Genomic DNA, 26,597 nt, shown 5'->3' on the forward strand with positions numbered 1-26,597 from the left:
TATCTGCCCACTCTCGGACTGCCGGACGGTTTCTCTTGGCTGAGTACATCTACACGATGCGCAAGACGCGCAAGGCGCACGGCGACAAGGTCATCCTCGATGACGTGACGCTGAGCTTCCTGCCCGGTGCGAAGATCGGTGTGGTCGGCCCGAACGGCGCCGGTAAGTCGACCGTGCTCAAGATCATGGCCGGTCTGGAGCAGCCGTCCAACGGTGACGCGTTCCTGTCGCCCGGCTACACCGTCGGCATCCTGCTCCAGGAGCCGCCGCTGGACGAGTCCAAGACGGTCCTGGAGAACGTCCAGGACGGCGTGGGCGAGATCAAGGGCAAGCTCGACCGGTTCAACGCCATCGCCGAGGAGATGGCCACGAACTACACCGACGCCCTCATGGAGGAGATGGGCAAGCTCCAGGAGGAGCTGGACCACGCCAACGCGTGGGACCTGGACGCCCAGCTCGAGCAGGCCATGGACGCCCTGGGCTGCCCGCCCGGCGACTGGCCCGTGACCAACCTCTCCGGTGGCGAGAAGCGCCGCGTCGCGCTCTGCAAGCTGCTGCTGGAGGCCCCCGACCTGCTGCTGCTCGACGAGCCCACCAACCACCTGGACGCCGAGTCCGTGCAGTGGCTGGAGCAGCACCTCGCCAAGTACGCCGGCACCGTCGTCGCCATCACCCACGACCGGTACTTCCTCGACAACGTCGCCGAGTGGATCCTGGAGCTCGACCGCGGCCGCGCCCACCCCTACGAGGGCAACTACTCCACCTACCTGGAGAACAAGGCCTCGCGTCTGAAGGTCGAGGGCCAGAAGGACGCCAAGCGCCAGAAGCGGCTCAAGGAAGAGCTGGAGTGGGTCCGCTCCAACGCCAAGGGACGGCAGGCCAAGTCCAAGGCCCGTCTCGCCCGGTACGAGGAGATGGCCGCCGAGGCCGACAAGATGCGGAAGCTGGACTTCGAGGAGATCCAGATCCCGCCGGGCCCGCGTCTGGGCAGCGTCGTCGTCGAGGTCGAGAACCTCAACAAGGCCTTCGGCGACAAGGTCCTCATCGACAACCTGAGCTTCAGCCTCCCGCGCAACGGCATCGTCGGCGTCATCGGCCCCAACGGCGCCGGCAAGACCACGCTGTTCAAGATGATCCAGGGCCTGGAGGAGCCGGACTCCGGCGCCATCCGCGTCGGCGAGACCGTCAAGATCAGCTACGTCGACCAGAGCCGCGCCAACATCGACCCCAAGAAGACGCTGTGGGCCGTCGTCTCCGACGAACTGGACTACATCAACGTCGGCCAGGTCGAGATGCCCTCCCGCGCCTACGTCTCCGCGTTCGGCTTCAAGGGCCCGGACCAGCAGAAGCCGGCCGGCGTCCTGTCCGGCGGTGAGCGCAACCGCCTGAACCTGGCGCTCACCCTCAAGCAGGGCGGCAACCTGCTGCTCCTCGACGAGCCGACCAACGACCTCGACGTCGAGACCCTGTCGTCGCTGGAGAACGCGCTGCTGGAGTTCCCCGGCGCGGCCGTGGTCGTCTCCCACGACCGCTGGTTCCTCGACCGGGTCGCCACGCACATCCTGGCGTACGAGGGCGACTCCAAGTGGTTCTGGTTCGAGGGCAACTTCGAGTCCTACGAGAAGAACAAGATCGAGCGCCTCGGCCCGGACGCGGCACGCCCGCACCGCGCCACGTACAAGAAGCTCACCCGGGGCTGAGGCAGCGACAGTGGCTCGTCACCTCTACAGCTGTCCCCTGCGCTGGTCGGACATGGACGCCTTCGGGCACGTCAACAACGTCGTCTTCCTCCGCTACCTGGAGGAGGCACGGATCGACTTCATGTTCCGGCTCGCGCCGGGGGACGGTTCCCCCTCGTTCTCCGGCGGGTCCGTCGTGGCCCGGCACGAGATCGACTACCTGCGGCCGCTGGTCCACCGGCACGAGCCGGTGACCATCGAGTCGTGGGTCACCAAGATCGGCGCGGCGTCGCTGACGATCGCGTACGAGATCAAGGACCCGGACCAGGTGTACGTACGGGCCTCGACGGTCGTCGTGCCGTTCGACCTGGAGGCCCAGCGCCCGCGCCGGATCACGGCGGAGGAGCGCTCCTTCCTGGAGGAGTACGTCGACGACGGCATGCGCTCCCCGGGTGAGGCCGCCGCGGCATGACTCCGCCGCTGCACTTCGCCGACGCCAGGGAGGCGGCCGATCTGGCGGCCTTCCTGGCCCGGCTCATCCACTACGACCGGGCCGCCGCCGTCCGCCTCCAGGCGGGCGGCGGGGCGCTGGCCGTGTTCGGACGGCCGCCGAGCTTCGAGGTACTGGCCATCCGCACGGCCGCCCTGCTGGACGACAGCCCGCTGGACGTCACCGTGTCCGCCGGGCAACTCCTGGACGGCATCGAGGAGTCGGCGGGCAAGGCCATGGTGCCCGCCCCCGTCACCGGCCCGCCCTGGGCCGGGCTCCTGCCCCCGCGCGCCGGCTGGCGTGAGGTCCCCGGGCTCCCCGGCGCCGCGGAGCTGCGCGGCGCGGTCGCCGCGGCGGTGACCGAGTTCCGGCAGCGGGACGGCGCCCTGCCGGCCGAGCACCGTACGCGCGCCGAGCGCGACCGGATCGGCCGCGAGATCTGGACCCGGACCGTCGGCGGCACCGGACTGCCGCTGCGCGCGGTGCACGCCGCCCAGTCCCTGGGATTCCTGCCGCCGCACGACGTACCGGTGGCGCTGCTCGCCACCGGCTCGTGGCTGCGGCTGCGCACCCCGTACGGATCGATCGCCGTCCGCGGGGCGGGGATCGGGACCGGCCTGACCGTCACCGCGGTCTGACCCGGCCGCGTCAGGGCGCGTCGTCCGGGCGGACCGCGATGTGGTCCGTCTCCAGCTCCAGCGGCACCCGCTGCTCCATTGGCGGTCTGCTGCCGGACGAAGCCCACCACTCGCGCCGGTGACGCAGCCGCGCCTTCGCGTCCGTCGGGAGCAGGTCGCGGCCCGCCACCCTCCCCGCGCCCGCGGTCGGCACGTCCAGGCCCGCGAGGATGTTCATCAGCGTCGACCCGGCGCTGCCCGAGGCGCCCACCAGCGCCATCAACTCGCCCTCCCGCACCAGCAGGCCGAGTCCTCCGTACCCACGCCATGACGACCGCGCGGCCAACGGCCGTACGTCCGCCAGGCCGTGGGGCCGCCAGGCCGTGGGGCCGCCAGGCCGTACGGCCCGGGGGCGCGGTCAGTCGCCGCGCGGCAGGCACCGGTGGGTGGCCCCGGCTGCCAGCAGCCCGCCGGCCACGGTCGCCGCCGCGCACACCGCGACCGCCACGCCGAGGCCCGCCCCGAGCAGTCCGAGCGGTGAACTCCCCGACGGGGACAGGAAACCGAGGTTCACTCCCGCCAGCAGTCCCGCGAACAGGGTGGCAAGGCCCAGCGCGTACGCCATCGGCACCCCCATGCCCCACCACGCGACCCGCAGGTGGAACCGCGCCCCCGAGGTGCGGCCGGCCGGCGGCCGCGGTCCGTCGGCCCGGTCGAGGAAGGCGTGCAGCAGCCCGGCCGCGCCGGTGAGCGCCAGCAGCGGGAACCCGGCGGCCGCCACCAGCAGTACCCAGTCCGCCTGCCGCGCGCGGGCCCGGCCACCGATGACGTCACCCTCACCCGGGACACCGACATGGGGGAGCGGCAGCGTGGCGCGGGCCGCCCGCTCCACCCGCTCACGCCCCTCGGGGCCGCTCGTCAGGACGACGAAGGGCCCCCGTCCCGCCGGCAACCGCGCCCGGGACCCGGACGCCTGGACCAGCACCGGTCCGAAGCCCATCCACCGCAGCGCCTCCGTGCGGGGCGTACGAGCGCCGTACACCTCACGGACCGGCAGCGCGCGCTCCCGGGGGCAGGAGCGCATCGCCCCCAGGGCGGCCAGGTCCCGGCAGTCGCCGCGCAGCACAGGCTCGCCACCGGAGGCGCCCGGGTCCGTCAGCACCCGCAGCACGCGGTCCCCGGGCGCCAGGGCGGCCACGAACCGGGCGTGCGCCCGCTCGTCCGCCGGCGCGCTGCGCACCTCCAGGAGCCGCTCGCCCAGGCGCTCGCCGAGCACGGTGGCGTTCCTGGCCCCGCTCGACAGGTCGGTCACCATCACCACGGCCTGGGCCGCCAGCCCCAGCATGACCACCAGTCCCGCGCCCGCCCGGGCGATCACCGCCGGGTTCGCGGCCGCCCAGCGCCCGCCGGCCAGCCGGGCCGCGTCGGCCGTGCCGTGCGCGGTGAGCCGGAGGGGCACGCGCGCGGCCGCCCGCCCCAGCAGCGGGGGCAGACCGACGAGCAGGAGGCCGGCGCCCAGCAGGAACAGCCCGGTGCCCGTCGCGGGCCCGGCCGCCGCCCCGAGGACCACGGCCGCCGCACCGGTCCCGCACAGCACGCCCGGCCACGACGACGGCAGCGCCCGTCCCTCCCCGCCCCGCCCCGGCCGCGCGCGCCGCACCCGTGGGCGGGGCACGGTGGACAGCAGGCGCAGCCCGGCGAGCAGCAGGCACAGGGCCGCCCACACGACGACCAGCGAGAGCGGGAACCACCACCGCAGCGGCGCCAGATCGCCGGCCGCCACCTCATGACCGGTCAGCGGCAGCCGTACGCCGGTCCAGGTGAGCGCCGCCAGCGGCACCCCCGTGAGCAGGACGCCGGCCGCCAGCGGCCGCGCGGACCCACCGGCCGCGGCGCTCGCGCGGACCGGACGCCCGGCGCCCGGCGCGTGCGGGACCGCCGGCCGGCTGTCCCGCCGCCGGGCCCCGAGGCGGGAGGAGACCACCAGCAGGACGGTGACCGGCAGCCCGAGGCCGGCGGCCAGCAGTCCGTACAGATCGCCCTCGGGCCGGTCGAAGGACTGGCTGAGGAAGGGCCCGGGAGCGGCCGGCCGGCCGGTGCCGAACCCGGTGACGCCGAGCGTCGCCGCCTGCCCCCGGACGTCCACGCCGGCCGGCGGGCGGGCGTACACGAAGAGCTCCCCACGATCGGCCAGCCCCTCCTCGGCGACCGTCCCCGCGAGCCTGCCGAACCGGGTGGCGGCCGGCGGCATGACGGCGAGCAGCGCCGGTGACACGAAGGCCTCGCCCGGGGCCGGCCAGCGGGGCAGACCGGGCGGCGGCTGGGCGGACGGGACGGCGGGCTCGACGTACACCACCGAGAAGTGCCGGTCCCGCCAGCTGTCGTCGCTCTGGTTCCACCAGGCGGCCGGCCGTGTGCCGGGCGCGGCCGGCACGGGCGTCCGGGCGGCGACGCGCGCCTCCCGCCCGCCGTACCCGACGTGGACCGTCTGCCCGCTCCACACCAGCAGCGTCGCGGCCATGGCGGTGAGCACCAGGCACAGCGTCCGGACGGTCGCCCGGGGGTCGGGCCGGCGGGCCGCCCCGGCGGGGGCACGGTGGCCGGCGGCGGGCGGGAGCGCGGTCGTGCCGTGGCGCCGGACGCGGTCGGCGTCCCGTACGCGGCTCATGCGCTGCCGCCGCTCGGCCCGGTGACGGCGACGGAGGCGCCGGGGCGGGCGGTCGTCACGGCGTCGCGCGGCACGGTCCGGCCGCCCGGCTCGCGGGCCGGCCCGGTGACCGTCATGGTGGGGGCGGTCATCGTGCTCAGGGGTGCCGCTTCCAGGCGGAGCACGCGTCCGACACGAGCGGACGGTTCTCGCACGTCTGGAGGGTGTGGATGGGGTAGGTCCCGCTCGTGGAGTGCTTGCAGTAACCGCCCGTCTCCTCCATGCGGACGACGGTGTCGGGCGTGGTCCGCCGGAAGTTGACGTAGACGTTGAAGCCGTCGTACTCCCGGTCGCAGACGCCCGCGTACTTGTGGTCACTGCCGATGTAGCCGAAGTCCTCGCCCTCGTACACATAGAACGTGTCACCGAAGGCGGTACCGGCCCCCAGGAGAGCCGTCACCATCGCGATCGCCACGGCTCCGAGCCGCACGGTCCTCCGTCGCACGCCGCACCTCCACAAGACGAGGGGCACCCGCCGACTGCGGATGCCCGTTCGATGTGTTGCGACTGTGAATTTAGGTGGTCGGCGATGCCGCTGGGGACCGGGTGGGGGAGAGTTGGCCGGAACCTTTTCTGTCACTTACCGGTCACCCAGCGTGCGTACGGCTCAGTCGGCGGTGTTCACCATCGACGCGGCGGCGTACGTCAGGTAGTTCCACAGCGTCCGCTCGTGCTCCTCGGACAGGCCGAGCTCGTCGACCGCCGCCCGCATGTGCTTCAGCCACGCGTCGTGCGCCGCCCGGTCCACGGTGAACGGGGCGTGGCGCATCCGCAGGCGCGGATGGCCGCGGTGGTCGCTGTAGGTGCGGGGGCCGCCCCAGTACTGCATCAGGAACAGCACCAACCGCTCCTCGGCCGGCCCCAGGTCCTCCTCGGGGTACATCGGCCGCAGCAGGGGGTCCTCGGCGACCCCTTCGTAGAAACGGTGGACGAGGCGCCGGAAGGTGGGCTCGCCGCCGACCTGCTCGTAGAAGGTCTGCTCCTGAAGCGTGCCGCGCGGGATCTCATTCACGGGTCCATCGTCTCAGACGCCCCGGCCGAGGACCCGGGCCCTAGGTCCTTGGCCCGGGGGCCGGGAACCGCCGGGCGGTTCCGGCGGACCCGCGGCCGGGCCGGCCGGAACCGCCCGGCCTCGGGTCCGCCCGCGGCTCAGCCCCGGTGGATGGTGATCGTCGTCCAGGCGCCCACGTGCACCCGGTCGCCGTCCTTGAGCGGGACCGGGACGTACGGCTGGATCGGGTCCTCCGCGCCGTTGAGCGTGGTGCCGTTGGTCGAGTTCTGGTCGACCACCGCCCAGGAACCGTCCGGCTGCTGCACCAGCACCGCGTGGTGGTGCGAGACGCCCGGGTCCTCCGGCGGCACGGACAGGTCGATGTCGGGGGACTCGCCCGTGGAGTGCCGGCGGCGGCCGATGCTGATCTGGTTGCCGGAGAGCGGCAGGCGCTGCTCCGGGGAGTACGCGGGCAGGTTGAGCCCCGCGGCCTCGGGGCCGCTGCGCTGCATCATCGCCATGAAGTACTCACGGTCGGGCGCCACGACGGCCGTCCAGCCCACCGGAGCCGCCGCCTGGTACTGCGGCGGCTGCGGAGCCTGGTGCGCTTGCGGGGCCTGGGACACCTGAGGGGCGTGCGTGTTCTGCGGCGTATGCGTGTTCTGCGGCCCGTGGGGGTTCTGCGGCACATGGGGCGCCTGCGGGCCGTGCGGGTTCTGCGGTGCGTGGAGTGCCTGGGGCGCCTGCGGTGCGTGAGGCGCCTGCGGGGCCTGGGGGTGCTGGGGCTGCTGAGGCGCACGGGGGGCCTCCTGCTGCTCCGGGCGCTCCGGGGCCTGCGGCGCCGGGGCGTGGGGTGCCTGGGCCTGTGAGGGCGGCGGCAGCATCCAGTCGTCCCCGCCACCACCGGTCGGCGCGGTCGGCTGCGGCGGCTGGGGCTGCGGCGGGGGCGGCGGGCCGGGCTGCTGGAACGCCTGCGGAGGCCGCGGCGCGCCGGGCGGCTGCTGGAAGGCCTGGGGAACCGGCGGCGGGCCCTGCGGCTGCCCCTGCTGCGGGCGCTGGGGCGCGGACGGCTCCGGGTTCAGCGGTTCGGCCGGGCGGTTGACCTGGGACGGGCGGGAGCCCTGGTACTCGTACGGGTCCGGGGTGCGCGGCGGCTGCGGCTGCTGCTGCGACTGGAAGCCGGGCGGCAGGTTCAGCCCGGGCGGCGGCCCGCCGGGGCCACCGGGGCCGCCGGGGCGTCCCTGGCCGCCGGGGGGCGGGGGCGGTGCCAGGGGCGTGTACGAGGTCGCCGTGTTGGTGAGGAAGTTCCACCGGCACTCCTCGCAGAACGGCGCCATGGCCTCACGGGGCGTACGGCACTGGGGGCACAGCTCCGCCTGCGCGGTGGCGTTCGGGTCGCCCCCGGCGAAGCCGCCCGGACCGCCGGGACCGCCGGGGCCACCCGGCCGGCCCGGAGCGCCGGGGCCACCGGGGCCCGGGTAGCCGTAGGCGGGGGGCGGCGGGGGAGGCGGCGGCGGAACGGCACCCGCAGGCGCGCCCGCCCCGGCCATGCGGTGGCCGCAGACCTCGCACCAGTCGTCGGAACCCGACTGGTGTCCGTTCGGGCAGGTCGGCATGTCGGCGCTTCCCCCTCTCCTCGTCCGGCCCCGCGGGCCGAGCAGATCGTGACCTATTTCTTGACGCGAACGGTCTTCGTGGAGCGCGTTTCGAGCGTCATCTCGTCCGCTTCCGCGACCTTCGCCTTCAGTCGCACAGTACCTGTCGCCGCGTCGACCACGTCCACCACCTTCGAAAGGAGTTTCGCGGTGTCCGCGTTGCCGGAGGCGGCGGCCAACTGCACGGCCCGGCCGAGCTTCGCCGTTGCGCCATCGAAATCGCCCGACTTGCGGGCATCCAGCCCCTGCTGGATGACATGCGCCAGTTCGGCCTGCCCCGTGTAGTGCGCGACCTGCGGATTGATGGAGGTGGACGCCACCATGTCGTCCGTCCACACCGCCCGTACCAGGCCCTGCGACAGGGCCTGGGGCGTGCCGCCCGCCGGGTCCGGAAGGACGAGCGAGACCCGCGCCGCGAGCATCTCCTGGCCGATACCGGCCTCCGGTACGCGGACGCACACGTGGTAGTCGCGGGACTCGTCGCCCCATGAACCCGTCGGGTAGTCCCCGGCCCGCGGCCCCGCCTCCGTACGCCGGTCCGTCAGGTCCTCGACCGCCGGCGCCACCTGCTTGACGAACACGATCTCCACCCCGACCGGGGTCCACAGGCGCAGGGCGACGTCGGCGACCTCCTTGCCCATCGCCGTCTCCATCATCCGCGTGAAGTCCGCGGCCAGGCCCGCCGGGTCGGCGACGATGTCGGCCGTGCCGAGGAGCGCCGAGGCGATCCCGGTGACCTCCTTGACCTCCCAGTCGGTCCCCACCCCGCGGGCGTCGCAGGTGAAGCGCCCGGCACAGGCATCCAGGGCGGCCCGCAGGTCCTGGGGCGACTCGTGCTCGTTGCGGCCGTCGGTCAGCAGGATGCCGTGCCGGATCGGTACGTCGGCGGTGGCCAGCAGCCGGTCGGCGAGCGTCAGCCACGTACCGATGGCGGTGCCGCCCCCCGCGCCCAGCTTCCGCAGCGCCTCCTTCGCCTCGGCGCGCGTCCGGGCGTCGGCGACGGCCAGCCGTCCGCCCCGCGGGTACACCTCGTTGGCGACGTGCGTGCCGGCGACCACCGCGAAGGCGACACCGTCGCGGAGGGTGTCGATCGCGGCCGCCGTGGCGTCCCGGGCGTTGCGCATCTTCGTCGGCGGGTACTCCATGGAGCCGGAGCAGTCGACCATGACCACCACGGCGGCGGTCGGCGCCTGTCCCGGTATGTGCGCGGGGGAGACCGACGCCCCGGCCGGCGCCACCCCTCCGCCGGTGCCGCCGCCCGCGGCGGTGACCGTGACGATCGCGTTGACCTCGCGGCCGCCCTCCGGCAGGAACTCGTTCTGGTAGACGTCCACCGAGAACCGGGGCGCGTTCGGCTTGGAGAAGTTCGCCATCTGATCGGCTCCTCAGGACGTGGTCGGACGCCCGCGCGACGGGCGGAGGGAGGTAGGGGGCTGGTCGTCGGGCGGAACGGTCAGGCCGATCCTGCCCCTCCGGGCGCCACGGCGAACGGCACGACCGCCACTGTTACGTTGTCGTGGCCCCCGCCGTCGAGCGCGTGCCCGACGAGGACCTGGGCGCCGTGCAGGGGCCGGCCGGCCGCGTCGGGCGGCACCACCCGCGCCATGTCCTCCGCCCCCTCCGCGTAGTTCCACAGGCCGTCCGTGCAGACCACCACCACACCGGGACGGTCCGGCTTGAACGCGGCGGTGTGCGGCTCCAGTTCGTACGCGTCCGCCCCCAGCCAGCCCGTGATGGCGTGGGCGCGCTCGTCCGCGTACGCCTCGGCCTCGTTCATCAGCCCGGCCGCGACCATCTGCGCGGCCCACGAGTCGTCCTCGGTGAGCCGGGCGGGCGCAGCGCCGCGGTCGTCGGGCACCCAGTAGGCGCGGCTGTCGCCGACCCAGCCGACCACCAGCAGGCCGTTCGCCACGACCGCTCCGACGAGCGTGCAGGCCGGCGCGTTGCGGTGGTGGTGCGGGTCGTGCTCCATGGCCCCGCCCGCGTCCTGCCCGCCGTCCGCGGCCGCCAGCGCGTTGACCGCCTCCGAGGCGGCCACGATCGCGTCGTGCATCGCCGCCTGCGGGTGCGTACCGCGCGGGAGGGAGGCCAGCAGGCTCTCGCTGGCGGCGGCCGCGGCGGCCGCCGACGCCTCGTCGGGCCGGGTCGCCGACGACACGCCGTCGCAGACGATCGCCACGACGGCCGGCGAACCGTCCGGGAGGGCCGTCGAGGACACCGCGAACGCGTCCTCGTTGCGGTGGTGGCGCAGCCCGCGGTCGCTCACGGCGGCCACCGCGCCGAGCTCCTCCTCCATGTGGTCGCGCTCGCGCGGCTGGGCATGCCCGCAGTTCTCGCAGTACCCGTCCGGATCCACGTGCCCCGCCCGGCAGGCCACGCACAGCCTGGTCCCGGCGGGCGGCGTCGCCGTGTGCTCGGCCTCCCGCGGATCGGGGGCCCCGCCCGCATGGGCGGCCGGGGCCGGGGTGTCGTCCGGAGCGGGCGCCACGGAGTGCGCGGGCGCGGGCGGGACCGGCGGGACGGGAGGGACGGGAGGGACGGGAGGGACGACGGGCGGTGCGGGCGGGACCGGCGGCGCGGGGGCGCCGGCCACCGGGGCGGGCGGAGGCGCCGGCGCGGCGGGGCCCCAGGGCCCGGCGGCCGTCCCGGGCGCGGGCGCCGGGCGCGCCGCCGGGCCGGGAGCAGGCAACTCGAAGTCACCGGCGCCCGCGTCCGCGGCGCGGGCGTCGAACCGCACCGCCGAGGGGCCGGGGGCGGGCCGGCCGGCCGGCGGAGCGCCGACCTGCTGGTCCCGTCCGGGCGCGGCCGGGACGGCGGGCCAGGCCGCGCCGCCCGCGGGGGCGCCCATGACCATCGTCGGACGGTCCTCCGGCGGCGGCGGTACGGCCGACAGGTCGTACCCGCACGCTCCGCAGAACAGGTCACCCGGCTCCAGCGGCTCCTCGCAGCTGGGGCAGGCGGACGGCTGGTGCCTCTGCGACATCATTCACACCCATGTCCGGGGGCGGAAGCGGTTGGCCCGCTCCACCATGTCGATCCTCTCCTCGCCGCGCTGAGCGAGCCGGGCGAGCACCCGGTAGGAGCGTTCCAGTCCGAAGCGCAGGCCGCGTTCGTCCGGTTCGCTTCCCAGCAGCGGGGTCCGTACGGTCCCCGCTCCGGGACTACCGGAGAGTACCCAGTCCAGCGCCTTGCCCAGCACCTCTGTGGACAACTGTTCGCGGCGCACCGCGTCCAGCCCGAACTGCTGGAGCGCGGACACCTGCTCGGCCGCCGCCGTCAGGTCGCCCAGCAGCGGCTCCCGGGCGGAGCGGCGCCGCAGCCTCGCCCGTACCGCCGCCACGCGCGCGGCCGTGTAGTGGATCGACGCCTCCGGCACCGACTCCAGCACGGCCACGGCACCCGCCCGGTCACCGGCGGCCAGCCGGACCCGGGCCAGGCCGAACGCGGCGCTCACGTAGCTCGGGTCCGTCGTCCACACCAGCCGGTAGTACTCGGCCGCGTTGTCCAACTGGCCCAGCACCTCGGCGCAGACGCCCAGGGCGAGCTTGGGCGCCGGCTCGCCGGGGAAGGCGTCGTACACCGCGTCGAAGGACAGCGCCGCGTTCGCGTCGTCGCCCGACGCCAGGGACGCGATCCCCCGGTACCAGACGACCCGCCAGTCGTCGGGGTGCCGCGCCTCCAGGTCGTCCAGCGCCCGGCCCGCCGAGCCGGCGTCGCCCATCTCCAGGCGGGCGCGCAGCTCGCGGATGCGCAGTTCGGGGGAGCTCGCCGGGGCGGTGTGCAGGGCGGCGATCAGCTCGGCGGGCGCGGACGCCATCAGACCGGCCAGGAAACCGGCGTTGGGGTCGCCCGCGTCGACGTGCGGCACGGGCAGCGCCAGCGCGGTGGCCCGGGCGTCGAGCGGGGCGAGCGGCGGGGTGACGGCGGCAGGGGTGCCCGCCGCCTCCGTGCGCGGCGTGGGAACCCCGCCCGGAACGGGCGGCCGCGCGGGCGTACGGGCGCGGGCGAACAACCCGCCGCCCCGGGGGGCTTCCCGGGCGCCCAGGTCCGACACCTCGCCCTCCGCGGCGGCGAACAGCTCGGTGTCCGGCACCCGCACCTCCGGGCCGAACAGCGTCGACAGGGCCGGGCGCGGACGGCCCGTCTGGACGGCCACCACCTCCCGCAGCACGCCCGTGAGCTGGTCGGCCATCTCCTCGGCCGAGGCGAACCGGCGCGCCGGGTCCGGATCGGTCGCCCGCACCAGCAGCCGGTAGAACGACTCGTACGTCCGGAACACCTCGATGTCGTCCGGGTCCGGCAGCGAGTCCACGAACACGTTCGTGTAGCCCTGGAAGTCGAACGTCAGCACCGCCAGCGTCCGCGCCACCGTGTACAGGTCCGACGCGACCGACGGACCGGCCTCCGCCACCTCCGGCGCCTGGTAGCCGACCGTGCCGTAGATGGCCGACTCGTCGTCGTCCGTCCTCCGCACCGCGCCCATATCGATCAGCTTGAGCTGGTCCTCGGTCTGGATCGCGTTGTCGACCTTGAAGTCGCAGTAGAGCAGGTTCCGGCCGTGCAGGTGCCCCAGCGCCTCCAGCGCCTCGATGCCGTACGCGCACGCCTGCTCGACCGGCAGCGGATCGCGCCGCCCGTCCGGCCCGCGCCGCTCGTTGGCGATGTCCTTCAGCGACTTGCCGCCGACGTACTCCATGACGATGTAGCCGTCGAGGGAGCCGGTCCGCTGGTCCAGGTGCTCCACGAAGTTGTAGATGCGGACGATGTTGGAGTGCTCGATCTCGGCGAGGAACCGCCGCTCCGATATCGCCGCCGCCATCGCGTCCTGGTCACCGGTGTCCAGCAGGCCCTTGAGGACCACCCACCGGTCGGACACCGCCCGGTCCACGGCGAGGTAGACCCAGCCCAGCCCGCCGTGCGCCAGACACCCGGCCACCTCGTACTGGCCGTGCACCACGTCCCCCGCGCGCAGCTTGGGGACGAAGGAGTACGGATGGCCGCACTTGGTGCAGAACCCTTCCGTACGCCCCGGCCGGTCACCGCGTGCCCGCCCCACCGGCGCCCCGCAGTCGGACCGCGAGCAGAATCGCTTCCGCTCGGGCACCTCCGGCCGCGCCATCACCACCGAACGGGGATCGGGGCGCGGCACGGACGGGACCGACACCAGCCCCGCGCCCAGCCTGCCCCGCCCCGACCGGCCGCTGGACGCGCCGGAACTGCGCACCGACACCGACCGGGACGACACCGACCCGCCCGACAGCGCACGCGACAGGCGCCCCGACACCGAGCGCCGGGACGCGCGGGACGACCGCGACGACCGGGACGACGACCGCGAGCTGCCGGTCGACCCCCGGCCCCCGCCCGCGACGCCCGTCGGCGGCGACGACACCATCCCGGACGGCGACACCACGGGCGCCAGCCCGCACGTGTCGCAGTACAGCTCGCCGCCGCCCATGTCCTCGTACGAGCCCTCGCACCCGGGCCGCTGACACGTCTTCACTGGCTCCCCCTACGGTCCACGGGCCCCGCCCCGGACAGCGCCTCCGCCGCCGCGCGCTGGTAGCGCAGCACCGCCTGCTCGGCGGCCCGCAGGTCGCACGGGGCGCTCCACAGCATCCGGCGGGCCACGTCGTACCGCTCGATCAGCAGCGGGTCCTCCGCCAGGCCGTGCCGGGCGACCTTCGCCCGGTACGCGTCGAGCCGGCCGCGCAGCTCCGCCCGCACCGCGAGCGGCGCGGTCACGGCCGTCAACTGCTCACGGGCCCGCAGCAACTCGTCCTCGGCCTCCCGCTCCAGCGCCTCCAGCAACGGCGACAACCGGTGCCACCGGGCGTGCCGCCGGTACTCGGCCGCCGTCGCCAGCCGCTCCTGGAGCGCGGTCGGCGGACCGCTGACCACCGGCACCTCCGAGGCGGCGATCTTCGCCAGCACCTCGCCCCGGGCCGCGCGCGCCTCGGTGAGCGTCCGGTCGGCGCGCGACAGGACGTCCCGCAGCCGCAGCAGCCGCGCCTCGGAGTCCTGCCGGACCTGGAGCACCGCCTCGATCTCGCGGCGCACGTCCTCCAGCGCGCGGGCCGCCCGGTCGTACCGGTCGGTGTCCGGCCGCCCGCCACCGGGTGCCGAACTGCCCGCCGCCGGACGCCAGAACGCCAGCGGGTCGGTCACCACCTGGGACCGCAGGGTCACCAGCTCGTGCGTGATGGACTCCAGGTCGTCACCGGCCGGGTGCTCCCCGGGCCGCACGCCCACGGAGTGGGCCAGCGACCGCGTGCGGTTCAGCTCGGCGGCCAGCAGGTCTATGCGCGCCGGCAGGGCGGACCACACCGCGTCGGCCGTCACCACCGTGTCGAGCGAGCTCGCGTACAGCTCGTTCATCCGCTCCACCAGCCGCTCCAGGGTGAACCGTTCGGCCAGCAGGGTCGCCCCGCCCGGGACCGTCACGCTCTCCCCGCGCAGCCGCTCCGTCAGCTCGGCCAGCTCCTCCCGGCCGGGCCACCGGCGCCGGGCACGCACCTCGCGCGCCTCGTGCAGCGCGGCCGTGTACACGTCGAAGTACGTCCACAGCAGGGTGATCGCCCGCTCCGTGCCGGCCCAGCGGTCCTTGGTGGTGCCGGTCAGCTCGGCGCCTTCGAGGAGCCGGCGGCCCGCGTGGTCCTGGAGGGCGAGCAGCGAGTCCTCGACCGCCTTGTGCTCCGCCCCGAGCCGCGCCAGCGCACGGTCCACCTCGTCCCGGTCCATCACCGGCCCAGGAGGTCCCGTGACGCCCATCGATCACCTCTCCAGTCGTACACGCGGGTCAGCAGGTCAGTTGGTGCGGTACTTCGGCGCGGGCGGCCCGGATATGCCGGGCAGGACGGGGCGCAGCCAGGTGTCGTACGCCTTCGTCCAGGGCCCCTTGCGGTAGTCGACGAGCACTTGGTTGACGCGCCGCACCAGGTCGTCGTTGCCGAGCTTGGCGGCCACGCCGTAGTACTCCGTGGTGAACGGCTTGCCCTTCAGGGTGACGGCCGGGTCCTGCGCCGCCTGGCCGGCCGCCAGCGCGTTGTCCGTCACCACGGCGTCCACCTCGCCCATCTGGAGCCGCACCAGGCAGTCGAGCTGGTTGGGCACGGTGTGGACGTCCTCGTCCTCCGGCCCGCCGTCGTGCGCGTCCTTGAAGACGGCGCCGAACGAGTTCCGCTCCAGCGCCTCGTAGGCCGTCGATCCCTCCGCCGAGCACACCCGCCGGCCCCTGAGCGACGCGTCGTAGCCCTTGACCGGGGAGTCCGCCGGCGCCAGGACCTGCTGGCCGGCCTGGAAGTAGGCGGTCGAGAAGGCGACCTGCTTGATCCGCTTGCAGTTGATCGTCATCGTCCGCACCACCAGGTCCACCGTCCCGTTCTCCAGCGCGGCGATCCGCTGGTTGGTGGGGACGGCACGGAAGACGACGGCGTCCCGGCTGCCGAGGATGTCCTCGGCGATGGCCCGGGCGAGGTCGATGTCGAAACCCTCCAGCTTCCCGGTCGCCGGGTTGCGGTACCCCCACCGGTAGCTGTTCTGGTCCACGCCCACGACCAGCTTGCCGCGCGCCTTGATGGCGTCGACGGCAGGTCCGCCGGCGGTGGACGGCGGCAGCGAGGCCTCCGGGACCCGGCAGGTGTCGGCCCGCACGGGCAGGGCGCCGCCCGCACCCGACGCCTGGGCGGCGCCCAGGCGGCCGTGGGACAGCGGCACCAGGGTCAGCGCGGCCGTGAGCCCGCACGCCACGGCCATGGCCGCGACCCCGCCCCAGCCGCGCAGCCGCCCGGCCCCCCGGGCCCGGCGCCGGCCGGCGGCCCCGCCCGTGCCGGGGGCCCCGGGCCCGTCGGGGCCCGGGGCGGGAACCGGCCCGGCGGTGGCCGGTCCGGGCGTCACCGCCCCGTCGGTGGCCGGCCGCGGCGGCGTGTCGTCGTTGGCCCTCATCCTGCCTCCCCTCGCCCTCACCGGTACTCCGACAGCCGGCGGTTGACACCCATGACGGCCCCCGCCGCGCCCAGCACGGCCAGGACGGCCGCCCCGGCCGGCAGGCCGGCCAGCGCCCCGCGCCCGTCCCGCGCGGCCCGGGTGAACTCGCCCTGCTCATGGTCCAGGGCCGTGTCCAGCGCCGCGTCCACCCGGTCGAAGGACTCCCCGGTGGAGTCCTCCGCCCCGATCACCCGGGCCAGGGCGCCCTCGAAGTCGCCCGCGTCGTCCGTCTCCCGCGCGGCCCTGTGCCGTTGCCTCCACTCGGCCACGCGGTGCGCGGCCTCCGCGACCGGGGTGGCGCCCGCGTCGTCGTCGGCCAGCCGGCCCGCCTCGCCCAGCGCGGTGGTCAGCCTCTTCATGCCCGTGCCGTAGTCGGTCTCGTACTTGTCGCCCTTGCCGTCCTCGGTCAGCACCGCGCCGCGGGCGACCAGGGTCAGGTTCTCGTTCGCGCGCGCCTTCAGGGAGTTGATCCGCGCCTCGTTCAGCACCTCGAGCGACTCCTGGCCGTGCGCCCGCGCCTCGGTCAGCTCCGCGCGCGCCACCGCGTGCCCGGCCACCAGCCACAGCAGCACCACCGCGGACGCGGCCGTGGCCGCCAGCAGACCGTGGTTGAACACCCGGTTCGTCCGCAGGTAGGTGCGGCGCTGCGCCCACAGGAGGACGGCGAGCACCACCAGGCCCGTGGCCGCCGACAGGAACGGCCAGGCCCGCGCGTCCCGGTCGTCCCGGTCGAGCCGGGCGGTCTCCGCCCCGTACAGCCGTTCGGCGGCGGGCAGCAGGCGGGTGGTCATCTGCTGGTTGGCGTACCGCAGGTAGGCGCCGCCCAGCGGCAGGCCCTGCCGGTTGGCCGCGCGGGCGCGCTCCATCAGGCCCGTGTAGCGCGGCAGGTATTCGTTGAGGGTGGCGATGTCACGGGCGGAGGGCGAGGAACCGTCCGTGTTCGCCGCGGCCTTGACGATCAGCCGCGACGCGGTGGTGACGTCCTTCTCGTACCGTGCGCGCGCCCCGGCCGGCTCCTGCGCGCCGGCGAGGAAACCGCTCGCCGCGGCCGTGTCGGCGTCGGCCAGCGAACGGTAGATGTCGGCCGCGTCCGCGCTCAGCGGCTGGCTGCGGCTCACCACGTCGTCGGCCGCCGCGGCCCGGTCGGAGACCTCGAACGCCGTGACGGCCCCGAACGTCACGACCAGCGCGGCCAGTACGGCACCCAGGACCCGGAGCCGTCCCGGCTCGGTGGTCGCCGCGGCACGCAGCCGTGCGGCGCCCGTGGCCCACGCCCCCCGGCCCGGCGGGGCCACCGGTGGCGGCGGTGGCGGCGGTGGCACGGCGGGCGCGGCCGGCGCGGGTGCGGTGCCCGGCGCGGCCGGCGCATCCGGTGCGTATGTCACGTGACCTCCCCCTCGGTCGCTCTTCGCAGTATGGCGGGAGGGGCCGGTCTTCACACCAGGCTTGACTCGATCTTGTTGTTCTCGTGCCCGCGCCCCGTCCGCACCACCGTTCGATCCCCTCTCTGTATACGCCGGCCGCCCCCCGCCGGTTCCCTACTCCGGACGCCCCGCGTAGTGCGCCCGCAGCCGCTCACGGGCCCGCGCCGACGCCCCGACGTGGTCCAGGCCCAGCAGCGCCGCGCCCAGTACCGGCGGCGCGGTGACCACCTGGACGGCGGCCTTCGGCGCCCGCACCGCCAGCAGTCCGGTGATCCGCCCGTCGAGCAGCGGGTGCCGGGCCGCCAGGACGCTGCCGCCCAGCAGCACCGGAACCTCCTCGTCCAGCAGACCGAGCCGGTCCAGGGCCACCGCCGCCATGGCGACGACCTCCTCCGCCTGCCGCTCCACCACGGACCGCGCCACCGGGTCGCCCGCCGCCCCCGTGGCGAACAGCACCGGCGTCAGCTCGTGCCGGCGCTCGGCCGGGATCCGCCCCAGGTGCAGCGCCTCCACCAGCGCGTACACCGAATCCAGCCCGAAGTGCGCCGGAAGCGTCCGGGCCAGCTCCGTCGGCTCGCCGCGCCCGTCCTCCGCCCGCGCGGCCCACCACATCGCCTCCTCCGCGAGCGCCGAACCCCCGCCCCAGTCACCGGAGATCCGGCCGATCGACGGGAACCGGACGGTGCGCCCGTCCGGCAGCATGCCCACGCAGTTGATGCCCGCGCCGCACACCACGGCCACGCCCCGCGGCTCGTCCACGCCCGCCCGCAGGATCGCGAACGTGTCGTTGCGCACCCGGGCCGTGCGCCCCCACGCGCGCGCGTGCACCGCGTCCGCCAGCTCGGCCTCCTCGGCGGGGAAGTCGGCGTTGGCCAGACAGGCCGACACGTGCCGCACGCCGCCGGCGGGCACCCCCGCGCCCGCCAGCACCTCCTCCACGAGGGCCGCCAGGACGTCGAGCGCCGCCCCGACGCCCACCCTCGGCGGCTGGAAACCCGCCCCCCGGGCGGCGGCGAGGACCGTGCCGTCCTCGCCGACGAGCGCCACGTCCGACTTGCTGTTGCCCGCGTCGATGGCGAGGACCGCGCCCGTCACGCCCACGCCAGGTACTCCCGGTTGTGGGCGATCAGCCGGTCGGTCAGCCCCTCGGCCGTCGCGTACCGGCCCACCAGCGGATGCGCCAGCAGCGCGGCGAAGACCCGGTCCCGCCCGCCCCGCAGCGCCGCGTCCAGCGCCAGCTCCTCGTACGCCGTGACGTGCCCGACGAGCCCCGCGTACAGCGGGTCCAGCTCCGGCACCGGCAGGGGCACGGCACCGGACGGGCCCACCGACGCCTGCACCTCGATCACCGCGTCGTCCGGCAGGAACGGCAGCGTCCCCCGGTTGAAGGTGTTCACCACCTGCGTCCCCGGCCCCGCGCCGCCCAGCAGGGCCGCCGCCAGGTCGACCGCCGCCTCCGAGTAGAACGCCCCGCCCCGCCGCGCCAGCAGCGCGGGCTTCTCGTCCAGCGCCGGATCGGCGTACATCTCCAGCAGCTCCCGCTCCATCGCGGCCACCTCCGCCGCCCGCGACGGCTTGCCGGCCAGCTCCGCCACCACCTCGTCGTGGGCGTAGAAGTACCTGAGGTAGTACGAGGGGACGACGCCCAGCCGGTCGAGCAGGGCGCGCGGCAGCCGGAGGTCGGCGGCGACGGCGTCCCCGTGCTCGGCGAGCAGCTTCGGCAGCACGTCCTCGCCGCCCGGCCCGCCGAGCCGCACGCCCAGCTCCCACGTCAGGTGGTTGAGCCCCACGTGGTCCAGGTGCACCGCCTCCGGGGCGACGTCCAGCAGCTTCGCGAACTTCCGCTGGAAGCCGACGGCCACGTTGCACAGCCCGACGGCCCGGTGACCCGCCCGCAGCAGCGCCCGGGTGACGATCCCGACCGGATTGGTGAAGTCGATGATCCAGGCGTCCGGGTTGGCCCGCCGGACGCGCTCGGCGACGTCGAGCACCACCGGAACGGTACGCAGCGCCTTGGCGAGGCCCCCCGCCCCGGTCGTCTCCTGGCCGACGCAGCCGCACTCCAGCGGCCACGTCTCGTCCCGCTGCCGGGCGGCCTGTCCGCCGACGCGCAGTTGCAACAGGACGGCGTCGGCGCCGTCGATCCCCGCGTCCAGGTCGGACGTGGTGGTCACCACGCCCGGATGGCCCTGCCGGGCGAAGATCCGCCGGGCCAGCCCGCCGACCCGCTCCAGGCGGTCGGCGGCCGGGTCGACGAGGACCAGTTCGGCGATCGGGAGCGTGTCGCGCAGCCGCGCGAACCCGTCGGCCAGCTCCGGGGTGTAGGTGGAGCCGCCCCCCACAACAGCCAGTTTCACAGCGATTCAGCCCTTCACTCCGGTCAGGGTGACGCCCTCGACGAACACCTTCTGGGCGAAGAAGAAGACGAGGATCACGGGGGCCATGACCAGCACGGTCGCGGCCATGGTCAGGTTCCAGTCGGTGTGGTGCGCGCCCTTGAAGGATTCCAGTCCGTAACTCAGGGTCCAGGCGGCCGGGTTCTCCGAGGCGTAGATCTGCGGGCCGAAGTAGTCGTTCCAGGCGTAGAAGAACTGGAACAGGGCGACCGCGGCGATGCCCGGCCTGGCCATCGGCAGGACCACCCGGACGAGCGTGCGCAGTTCGCCGCAGCCGTCGACCCGGGCCGCGTCCAGGTACTCGTCCGGCACGGTCAGCAGGAACTGCCGCAGCAGGAAGACGGAGAACGCGTCCCCGCACGCCATCGGGACGATCAGCGGCCACAGCGAGCCGGACAGGTCCATCTGCTTGGCCCAGAACAGGTACATCGGGATGACCACCACCTGGGGCGGCAGCATCATCATCGCGACGACGAGCATCAGCGCCGCCCGCCGGCCCCGGAAACGGAACTTGGCGAGCGCGTACGCCACGGGGATGGACGAGAGGACCGTCAGCAGGGTGCCCAGCCCGGCGTACAGCAGGGTGTTCCGCCACCAGGTGAGGAAACCGGGCGTGTGCCACACCCGGGCGTAGTTGCCCCACTCCCAGGTGTCGGGGGTGAGGTCGCGGGTGAGCGCCTGCTGGTCGCTCATCAGCGAGGTGAGGAGGAGGAAGACGAAGGGCAGCACGAAGAACAGCGCCGCCGCCACGCCCAGCGCGTGCACGGCGATCCAGTGCAGCACCGCCCTTCGGCGGGCCGTACGGGCGGCGGGCGAGGCCCCGCGACGGGCGCCCCCGGGGGGTGCCGCCTCCGGCGGCGTGACCCCGGGGGGCGTGTCGAGCGTATGCGTCATGGCGGTCAGTCACCCATCTGTACGAGACCGCCGCGGCGCCGCATCAGCAGTGCCGTGCAGGCCATGGCGAGGGCGAACAGCACCAGGGCGACGACACAGGCCGATCCGTAGTCGAAGCGCTGGAAGCCGAGGTTGTACACGAGCTGGGGCAGGGTCAGCGTCGACTGCTCCGGGTAGCCCGGTTCGACCTGCTGGCCGCTGTTGCCGATGACGCCGGAGGCGACCTTCCCGGCCACCAGGGGCTGGGTGTAGTACTGCATCGTCTGGATGACCCCCGTGACCACCGCGAACAGCACGATCGGGGAGATGGCGGGCAGCGTCACGTACCGGAAGCGCTGCACCGCCGACGCCCCGTCCAGCTCGGCCGCCTCGTACTGCTCCTTGGGCACGTCGAGCAGGGCGGCCATGAAGATGACCATCAGGTCGCCGACGCCCCACACCGCCAGCACGGTCAGCGCCGGCTTGGACCAGGCGGGGTCGTTGAACCAGCCCGGGGACGGCAGTCCCAGGCCGGTGAGGAGGGCGTCGACCGGGCCCGTACCGGGGTTGAGCAGGAAGACGAAGCCGAGGGTGGCGGCGACCGGCGGGGCCAGGTACGGCAGGTAGAACAGGGTCCGGAAGACCCCGGCCCCCGTCTTGATCTTCGTGACCAGCAGCCCGGTGCCGAGCCCGAACACGACCCGGCAGGTGACCATCACGAGGACCAGCCACAGCGTGTTCGCCATCGACGGCCAGAAGGCCGGGTAGTCGGTCAGGACGTACGTCCAGTTCTCCAGGCCGTTGAAGACCGGCGCCCGGAAACCGTCGTAATCCATGAAGGAGAAGTACACGGTCGAGACCAGCGGATAGGCGAAGAAGATGCCGAAGCCGACCAGCCAGGGGGAGAGGAAGGCGAGGGTACGGAGCCTGCCCCGGACCCGCTTGGCCCGGAGCGGATGGGCCGTCACTTCGCCTTCTCGATGTCGGTGTCGATCCGCGCGGCCGTCTCCTCCAGGCCGGCCTTGAGGTCGGCCACCTTCCCCGCCTCGTACCGGTAGCCGAAGTCCTGGAGCGTCACCTGGTAGGCGCCGCCGTTGACGGACGCCGGGGTGGTGCTGGACTTCGGGTGCCGGGCGATGTCCAGGAACGTCCTGAAGCGCGGGTCCAGCTTCAGCTTCGGCGAGGCGAGCGCGGCATTGGTGGAGGGCACGTTGCGCAGCTCGTTGGCGAAGGCGACCACCGCGTCCGTGTCGGTGGTCAGGTACTTCACGAACTCCCAGGCGGCGTTCTGCTTCCGGCTGGTGGCGGCGATCCCCACGATCGTCCCGGACAGATAGCCCTTGCCGTAGTCGGCGGCCTGGTCGTCGGGGACCGGCAGCGGCGCCACGCCCACCTCGAAGGGCACCTCGGCGTCGGCGGTCATGCCCAGACGCCACTCGCCGTCGAGCTGCATGGCGACCTGGCCGGTGTGGAAGGGGTGCTTGGCGCCCCACTCGTCACCGAAGGTGCTGCGGTACGCCTCCAGCTTCCGGAACCCGCCCAGCTTCTCGACCAGGTTCTTCTGCCAGGTGAACATGGCCGCGAAGGCGGGGTCGTCGGCGACGGCCGACGTGCCGTCCTCGTGGAAGTACGCCGGGCTCCACTGGGCGACCAGGTGGCCCGGGGTGCTCTCGTACCCGTGGAAGTTCGGCATGAAGCCGAGCCGCTCGTAGGAGTCGCCCTTCGTCTTCGTCAGCTTCCGGGCGGCCTCGTCGAAGGCGCTCCACGTCTTCGGCGGGGCCGTGATCCCCGCCTCCTCGAAGGCGTCCTTGTTGTAGTACAGCCCGTACGCGTCACCCAGCAGCGGCAGCGTGCAGCGCCTGCCCTCGAACTGCGTGTAGTCCAGCCGCGGCCGCGCGAACGTCTTCTCCAGGTCGAGGCCCGACTTCTGGACGAACGGCGCCAGATCGGCGAAGGCGCCGGAGGAGCAGAACTTGCCCACGTTGTCGGTGGTGAACGACGACACGACGTCCGGGGCGTTCGAGCCGCCGGCCCGCAGCGCCTGCTGGATCTTGTCGTCGGTGATGTTGGGGACGGCCTTCACCGTGACGTTGGGGTGGGCGGCCTCGAACCGGTCGATGGCGGCCTCCACCGCCTTCACCTCACCCGGTGCCGACCAGCCGTGCCAGAAGGTCAGCGTGACCCGGGCGTTCGGATCGTCGCTCGCGGCCGGCCCGGACGAGCCCGTACAGGCGGAGGTGAGCAGGGCTATGGCGGCGGCCGAGGCCAGCACGCCCAGGGTTGTGCGGTTCATGACGGGACTCCTGGGAGGGGTCGGCGGGGGCTTGCGGAGGTTGGCGGAGGTTTGCGGGTTTTGCGGGTTTCCGGGGGGCTGGGGACGAGGGGATGGAGGGAGGAGGGCCCTGCTGGGAGGTGCCTTTCAGTAGGAGGTGCCTTCAGCGGGAGGTGTCTTTCAGCGGGAGGTGTCTTTCGGCGGGAGGTGCCTTCAGCGGGAGGTGTCGAAGACCTCGTCGCGCGTCGCCGACAGCGCGCTCTCCAGCGCCCCGCGCAGCACGGGGTGCCGCCGTACGCCGCCGAGGACGAGCCGCGGCCGGGAAGCGGCCAGCTCGCCGAGCTCGGCCCGCACCCGCTCGCGCAGCGCCTCGCCCCCGGCGGTGATCACCTCGCCGGACAGCACCACCAGCTCGGGGTCGAGGACGGCGACCAGCGAGGCCAGGCCGGTGGCCAGCCCCGTCGCGAAGGCGTCGAGGAGCCGGGCGTACGGGCCGGTGCCGGCCGCCGCCGCCCGGCGGACGAGCTCGGCGGCGGCCTCCGCGTGCTCCCCGCGCTCCGCGCGCGGCACGTCCTCGACGCCGTACTCGCGGGCCAGCCGGGGCAGCACCTGGGCGCCGGCCAGTTCCTGGAAGCCGCCGCTGTTGGCCTTGGTGACCTGCCGCACCAGCGGGGCGCCCGGCACCGGCAGGAAGCCGACCTCGCCGGCGCCGCCGGTGAACCCGCGGTGCAGCCGGCCGCCCAGCACCAGGGCGGCGCCCAGACCGCTCTCGTTCCACAGCAGGACGAAGTCCTGGTGCCCCCGGGCCGCCCCGAGCCGCTGCTCGGCCACCGCCACCAGGTTCACGTCGTTCTCGTACTCGACCGGCATCGGCAGCGCGGCGGCCAGCTCGTCCAGCAGGGTGGGGGAGTGCCAGCCCGGGAGGTGCGAGGCGTACCGGAGCCGGCCGGTCGACGGGTCGAACGCTCCGGGCGTGCCGATCACCAGCCGGCGCACCTCGCCGCGGGTGATCCCGGCCGCCTTCACGGCACCGTCCAGCGCCTCGGTGACCTGCCGGACGACGTCCCCGGCCGCCTTCTTCGGGGTCGCCAGCTCGAACTCGCCGGCCACCGCCCCGGTCACGTCGGCGACGGCCGCGCGGATGCGCCGGGGGTTCACGTCCAGGCCGGCGGCGTACGCGGCGCGCGGGTTGACGGAGTAGAGCTGCGCGTTCGGCCCCGGCCGCCCCTCGGTCACCCCGGTCGCCACGACCAGCCCCGCCGCCTCCAGCCGTGCCAGGAGCTGGGACGCGGTCGGCTTGGACAGCCCGGTCAGCTTCCCGATCCGGGTCCGGGACAGGGGCCCGTGCTCCAGCAGCAGGTCGAGCGCGGCCCGGTCGTTCATGGCCCGCAGGAGGCGGGGCGTGCCGGGGGTGGTCCCGGAGATTGCGGTCACGGCGGGGAGCACCAGCCTCGTACTGTTAGGAAAGTTTCCTGTCGGGTGCGGAGACGGTAGGACGGCCGTCAGGGACGCGTCAAGACCCCGGTGTGGACGACGACCGGGACGACGGCGAAGACGAGGTCGGCGAAGACGAGGACGAGGTCGACGGAGACGACGACGAGGGGCGCCCCGGCCGTGAAGCCGGGGCGCCCCTCGTCGTCCTCGTACGGGTGCTGTCCCCGCGTCCTACTTCGCCAGGTTCGCCGGCGGGGTCAGCGGGGTGGCCGCGACCGACTGCGGGGAGGTGGTCGAGGCGAAGGCGGACGGCGCCGCCATCCCGGCCGTCGGGTCCTTCGGGGCATCCTCCGTCACCGCCGCCGGAAGGCCGCCCACGATACGGATGCCCACCTCGTCGAAGGCCCGCTTGATCCGCCAGCGCAGCTCCCGCTCCACGCCCAGCGACTTGCCCGGCATGGTCTTGGCCGCTATCCGGACCGTCATGGAGTCCAGCAGCACCTCGTTCAGGCCCAGCACCTCGACCGGGCCCCAGAGGCGCTCGTTCCACGGCTCCTCCTTGGCGAGGGACTCCCCCACCTCCGAGATCACGGAACGGACGGTGTCCAGGTCCTCCGTCGGGCGGACCGTCACGTCGACCGTCGCCGTGGACCAGCCCTGGCTCAGGTTGCCGATCCGCTTGATCTCGCCGTTGCGGACGTACCAGATCTCACCGTTGTCGCCGCGCAGCTTGGTCACCCGGAGGCCGACCTCGATCACCTCGCCGGAGGCGACCCCCGCGTCGATCGAGTCCCCGACCCCGTACTGGTCCTCCAGGATCATGAAAACGCCGGAGAGGAAGTCGGTGACCAGGTTGCGGGCGCCGAAACCGATGGCGACACCCGCGACACCGGCCGAGGCCAGCAGCGGCGCCAGGTTCACGTTGAAGGCGCCCAGGATCATCAGCCCGGCGGTGCCCATGATCAGGAACGAGGCGACCGAGCGCAGCACCGAACCGATGGCCTCCGAGCGCTGCCGGCGGCGCTCCGCGTTCACCAGCAGCCCGCCCAGGGCGGACCCCTCGACCGCCTGGGCGCTGCGGTTCATGCGTTCTATCAGCTTGGTCAGGGCCCGGCGGACCAGATGCCGCAGCACCACCGCCACGGCCAGGATCAGCAGGATGCGCAGACCGGTGCTCAACCAGGTGGACCAGTTCTGCTCCACCCAGCCGGCGGCCTCGCCGGCCTGCTTGGCGGCTTCGTCGAGCGACACCGGCGCGGGTGTGGGGTCGGCAGCCGGAACGGCGGACCAGAGCACGGCGGGAACCTCCAGGATGGACAAACTAACCAATTACATTAACGGGGCACCGGGGGTGCTTCGTTGCCGTGTTCGAGGGAGAGCTGTGTCTCACCTGGGGATGATCCCGGTGTGGTCGAAAACACTTCGGGCCCGTTACCGGTACGTGGTGGCGCTTCGACCTGGCATGAGGAGAGACTGAGAGCAGATCGTCCCGGCGCGAGCCACGCGCCGCCGGCGTACAAGGAGGCACCCGTGCCGCACGTCCTGGTCCTCAACGCGTCGTACGAACCCCTCGGCGTCGTACCGCTCCGCCGCGCGCTCGTCCTCGTCCTGGAGAACAAGGCGATCTGCCTCGAGGAATCCGGCGCCTTCATGCACAGCGCGACCCGTGCCATCGCCGCGCCCAGTGTGGTGCGCCTCAAACGGTTCGTACGGGTCCCCTACCGGGGGCCCGTTCCTCTGACCCGCAAAGCCCTGTTCGCCCGCGACGGCGGGCGTTGCATGTACTGCGGTGGCGTCGCAACCAGCGTCGACCACGTCGTACCGCGCAGCCGCGGCGGACAGCACGCCTGGGAGAACGTGGTGGCGGCCTGCCGCCGCTGCAACCACGTCAAGGCCGACCGCCACCTGCGGGAACTGGGCTGGCGGCTCCACCAGCAGCCCGCCCCGCCGACCGGCCTGGCCTGGCGCATCATCGGCACCGGCCACCGCGACCCCCGCTGGCTGCCCTACCTCCAGCCGTACGGAGCGGACGACGCGATGGCCCGCATCGATCGCGTCTCGTAGAAGGGCTCGGTT

General features: G+C 74.2%; 22 protein-coding genes and 1 pseudogene. 4 read left to right on the forward strand and 19 right to left on the reverse strand.

Annotated features, from left to right (window positions below; all coding sequences use genetic code 11):
* The first annotated feature begins 35 nt into the window (after positions 1-35).
* The 3 genes from ettA to ACZ7LK_RS01500 are packed head-to-tail and all read left to right on the forward strand — an operon-like array spanning position 36 to position 2,807.
* A complete protein-coding gene (gene ettA, locus ACZ7LK_RS01490; protein WP_392274728.1) occupies positions 36-1,700 on the forward strand; it encodes an energy-dependent translational throttle protein EttA in 1,665 nt (554 codons plus the stop codon).
* A 10-nt stretch (positions 1,701-1,710) separates the two neighbouring features.
* The gene (locus ACZ7LK_RS01495) at positions 1,711-2,151 is read left to right on the forward strand and encodes an acyl-CoA thioesterase (protein ID WP_189551530.1); all 441 of its coding nucleotides are present in this window, start codon (positions 1,711-1,713) and stop codon (positions 2,149-2,151) included.
* Entirely contained in the window at positions 2,148-2,807 is a 660-nt protein-coding gene (locus ACZ7LK_RS01500; RefSeq protein WP_471137875.1) for a DUF8010 domain-containing protein, read from the forward strand. The genes ACZ7LK_RS01495 and ACZ7LK_RS01500 overlap by 4 nt, the downstream gene beginning before the upstream one ends.
* 80 nt (positions 2,808-2,887) lie before the next feature.
* On the opposite strand, the pseudogene ACZ7LK_RS01505 reads toward ACZ7LK_RS01500, so the two are convergent.
* From ACZ7LK_RS01505 to ACZ7LK_RS01595, 19 genes and pseudogenes are all read right to left on the reverse strand, one after another.
* Positions 2,888-3,099, reverse strand: a pseudogene (locus ACZ7LK_RS01505) (ATP-binding cassette domain-containing protein); the annotation flags it as partial.
* A gap of 105 nt (positions 3,100-3,204) precedes the next feature.
* Entirely contained in the window at positions 3,205-5,454 is a 2,250-nt protein-coding gene (locus ACZ7LK_RS01510; protein ID WP_471137877.1) for a thioesterase domain-containing protein, read from the reverse strand.
* Positions 5,451-5,585 carry a hypothetical protein gene (locus ACZ7LK_RS01515; RefSeq protein ID WP_469464584.1) on the reverse strand — a complete coding sequence of 45 codons (135 nt, stop codon included), beginning with the start codon at positions 5,583-5,585 and terminating at the stop codon, positions 5,451-5,453. Before ACZ7LK_RS01515 ends, ACZ7LK_RS01510 begins: the two co-directional genes overlap by 4 nt.
* 5 nt (positions 5,586-5,590) lie before the next feature.
* Positions 5,591-5,938, reverse strand: coding sequence for a hypothetical protein (locus tag ACZ7LK_RS01520; RefSeq protein ID WP_392274732.1), 348 nt, complete (start codon positions 5,936-5,938; stop codon positions 5,591-5,593).
* 162 nt (positions 5,939-6,100) lie between these two features.
* Entirely contained in the window at positions 6,101-6,505 is a 405-nt protein-coding gene (locus tag ACZ7LK_RS01525) for a globin (RefSeq protein ID WP_392274733.1), read from the reverse strand.
* Between the two features lie 137 nt (positions 6,506-6,642).
* Positions 6,643-8,100, reverse strand: a complete 1,458-nt coding sequence (locus tag ACZ7LK_RS01530; protein ID WP_471137880.1) for an FHA domain-containing protein — start codon at positions 8,098-8,100, stop codon at positions 6,643-6,645.
* 53 nt (positions 8,101-8,153) lie between these two features.
* Complete coding sequence (locus tag ACZ7LK_RS01535) at positions 8,154-9,512, reverse strand: vWA domain-containing protein (RefSeq protein WP_392274735.1); 1,359 nt, start codon at positions 9,510-9,512, stop codon at positions 8,154-8,156.
* 80 nt (positions 9,513-9,592) lie between these two features.
* A complete protein-coding gene (locus tag ACZ7LK_RS01540; protein WP_471137882.1) occupies positions 9,593-11,122 on the reverse strand; it encodes a PP2C family serine/threonine-protein phosphatase in 1,530 nt (509 codons plus the stop codon).
* Positions 11,123-11,125: 3 nt separating this feature from the next.
* Positions 11,126-13,594 (reverse strand): serine/threonine-protein kinase, encoded by a 2,469-nt coding sequence (locus tag ACZ7LK_RS01545; protein WP_471138596.1) that lies wholly within the window; start codon positions 13,592-13,594, stop codon positions 11,126-11,128.
* A 41-nt stretch (positions 13,595-13,635) separates the two neighbouring features.
* Positions 13,636-14,907 carry a hypothetical protein gene (locus ACZ7LK_RS01550; protein WP_469464586.1) on the reverse strand — a complete coding sequence of 424 codons (1,272 nt, stop codon included), beginning with the start codon at positions 14,905-14,907 and terminating at the stop codon, positions 13,636-13,638.
* 36 nt (positions 14,908-14,943) lie between these two features.
* Positions 14,944-15,891 carry a glutamate ABC transporter substrate-binding protein gene (locus tag ACZ7LK_RS01555; protein WP_471138598.1) on the reverse strand — a complete coding sequence of 316 codons (948 nt, stop codon included), beginning with the start codon at positions 15,889-15,891 and terminating at the stop codon, positions 14,944-14,946.
* Between the two features lie 206 nt (positions 15,892-16,097).
* Positions 16,098-17,507, reverse strand: coding sequence for a hypothetical protein (locus tag ACZ7LK_RS01560; RefSeq protein WP_392274738.1), 1,410 nt, complete (start codon positions 17,505-17,507; stop codon positions 16,098-16,100).
* A gap of 153 nt (positions 17,508-17,660) precedes the next feature.
* Positions 17,661-18,647, reverse strand: coding sequence for an N-acetylglucosamine kinase (locus ACZ7LK_RS01565; protein WP_471137885.1), 987 nt, complete (start codon positions 18,645-18,647; stop codon positions 17,661-17,663).
* Positions 18,638-19,903 (reverse strand): 6-phospho-beta-glucosidase, encoded by a 1,266-nt coding sequence (locus ACZ7LK_RS01570; protein ID WP_471137887.1) that lies wholly within the window; start codon positions 19,901-19,903, stop codon positions 18,638-18,640. Before ACZ7LK_RS01570 ends, ACZ7LK_RS01565 begins: the two co-directional genes overlap by 10 nt.
* Before the next feature lie 6 nt (positions 19,904-19,909).
* A complete protein-coding gene (locus ACZ7LK_RS01575; RefSeq protein ID WP_392274740.1) occupies positions 19,910-20,836 on the reverse strand; it encodes a carbohydrate ABC transporter permease in 927 nt (308 codons plus the stop codon).
* Between the two features lie 5 nt (positions 20,837-20,841).
* A complete protein-coding gene (locus ACZ7LK_RS01580) occupies positions 20,842-21,783 on the reverse strand; it encodes a carbohydrate ABC transporter permease (RefSeq protein WP_471137888.1) in 942 nt (313 codons plus the stop codon).
* Positions 21,780-23,108: an ABC transporter substrate-binding protein gene (locus ACZ7LK_RS01585; RefSeq protein ID WP_471137889.1), complete on the reverse strand. Its 1,329-nt coding sequence runs from the start codon at positions 23,106-23,108 to the stop codon at positions 21,780-21,782. Before ACZ7LK_RS01585 ends, ACZ7LK_RS01580 begins: the two co-directional genes overlap by 4 nt.
* Positions 23,109-23,300: 192 nt before the next feature.
* Positions 23,301-24,470, reverse strand: a complete 1,170-nt coding sequence (locus tag ACZ7LK_RS01590) for an ROK family transcriptional regulator (protein ID WP_469464592.1) — start codon at positions 24,468-24,470, stop codon at positions 23,301-23,303.
* A 282-nt stretch (positions 24,471-24,752) separates the two neighbouring features.
* Positions 24,753-25,817, reverse strand: a complete 1,065-nt coding sequence (locus tag ACZ7LK_RS01595; protein ID WP_392274878.1) for a mechanosensitive ion channel family protein — start codon at positions 25,815-25,817, stop codon at positions 24,753-24,755.
* Positions 25,818-26,051: 234 nt separating this feature from the next.
* Between ACZ7LK_RS01595 and ACZ7LK_RS01600 the strand changes: the two genes are divergently transcribed.
* On the forward strand, positions 26,052-26,585 hold the full coding sequence (locus ACZ7LK_RS01600; protein ID WP_073751115.1) for an HNH endonuclease: 534 nt from the start codon (positions 26,052-26,054) through the stop codon (positions 26,583-26,585).
* Positions 26,586-26,597 lie beyond the last annotated feature (12 nt).

It is taken from the genome of Streptomyces sp. NPDC039423, assembly GCF_055598725.1.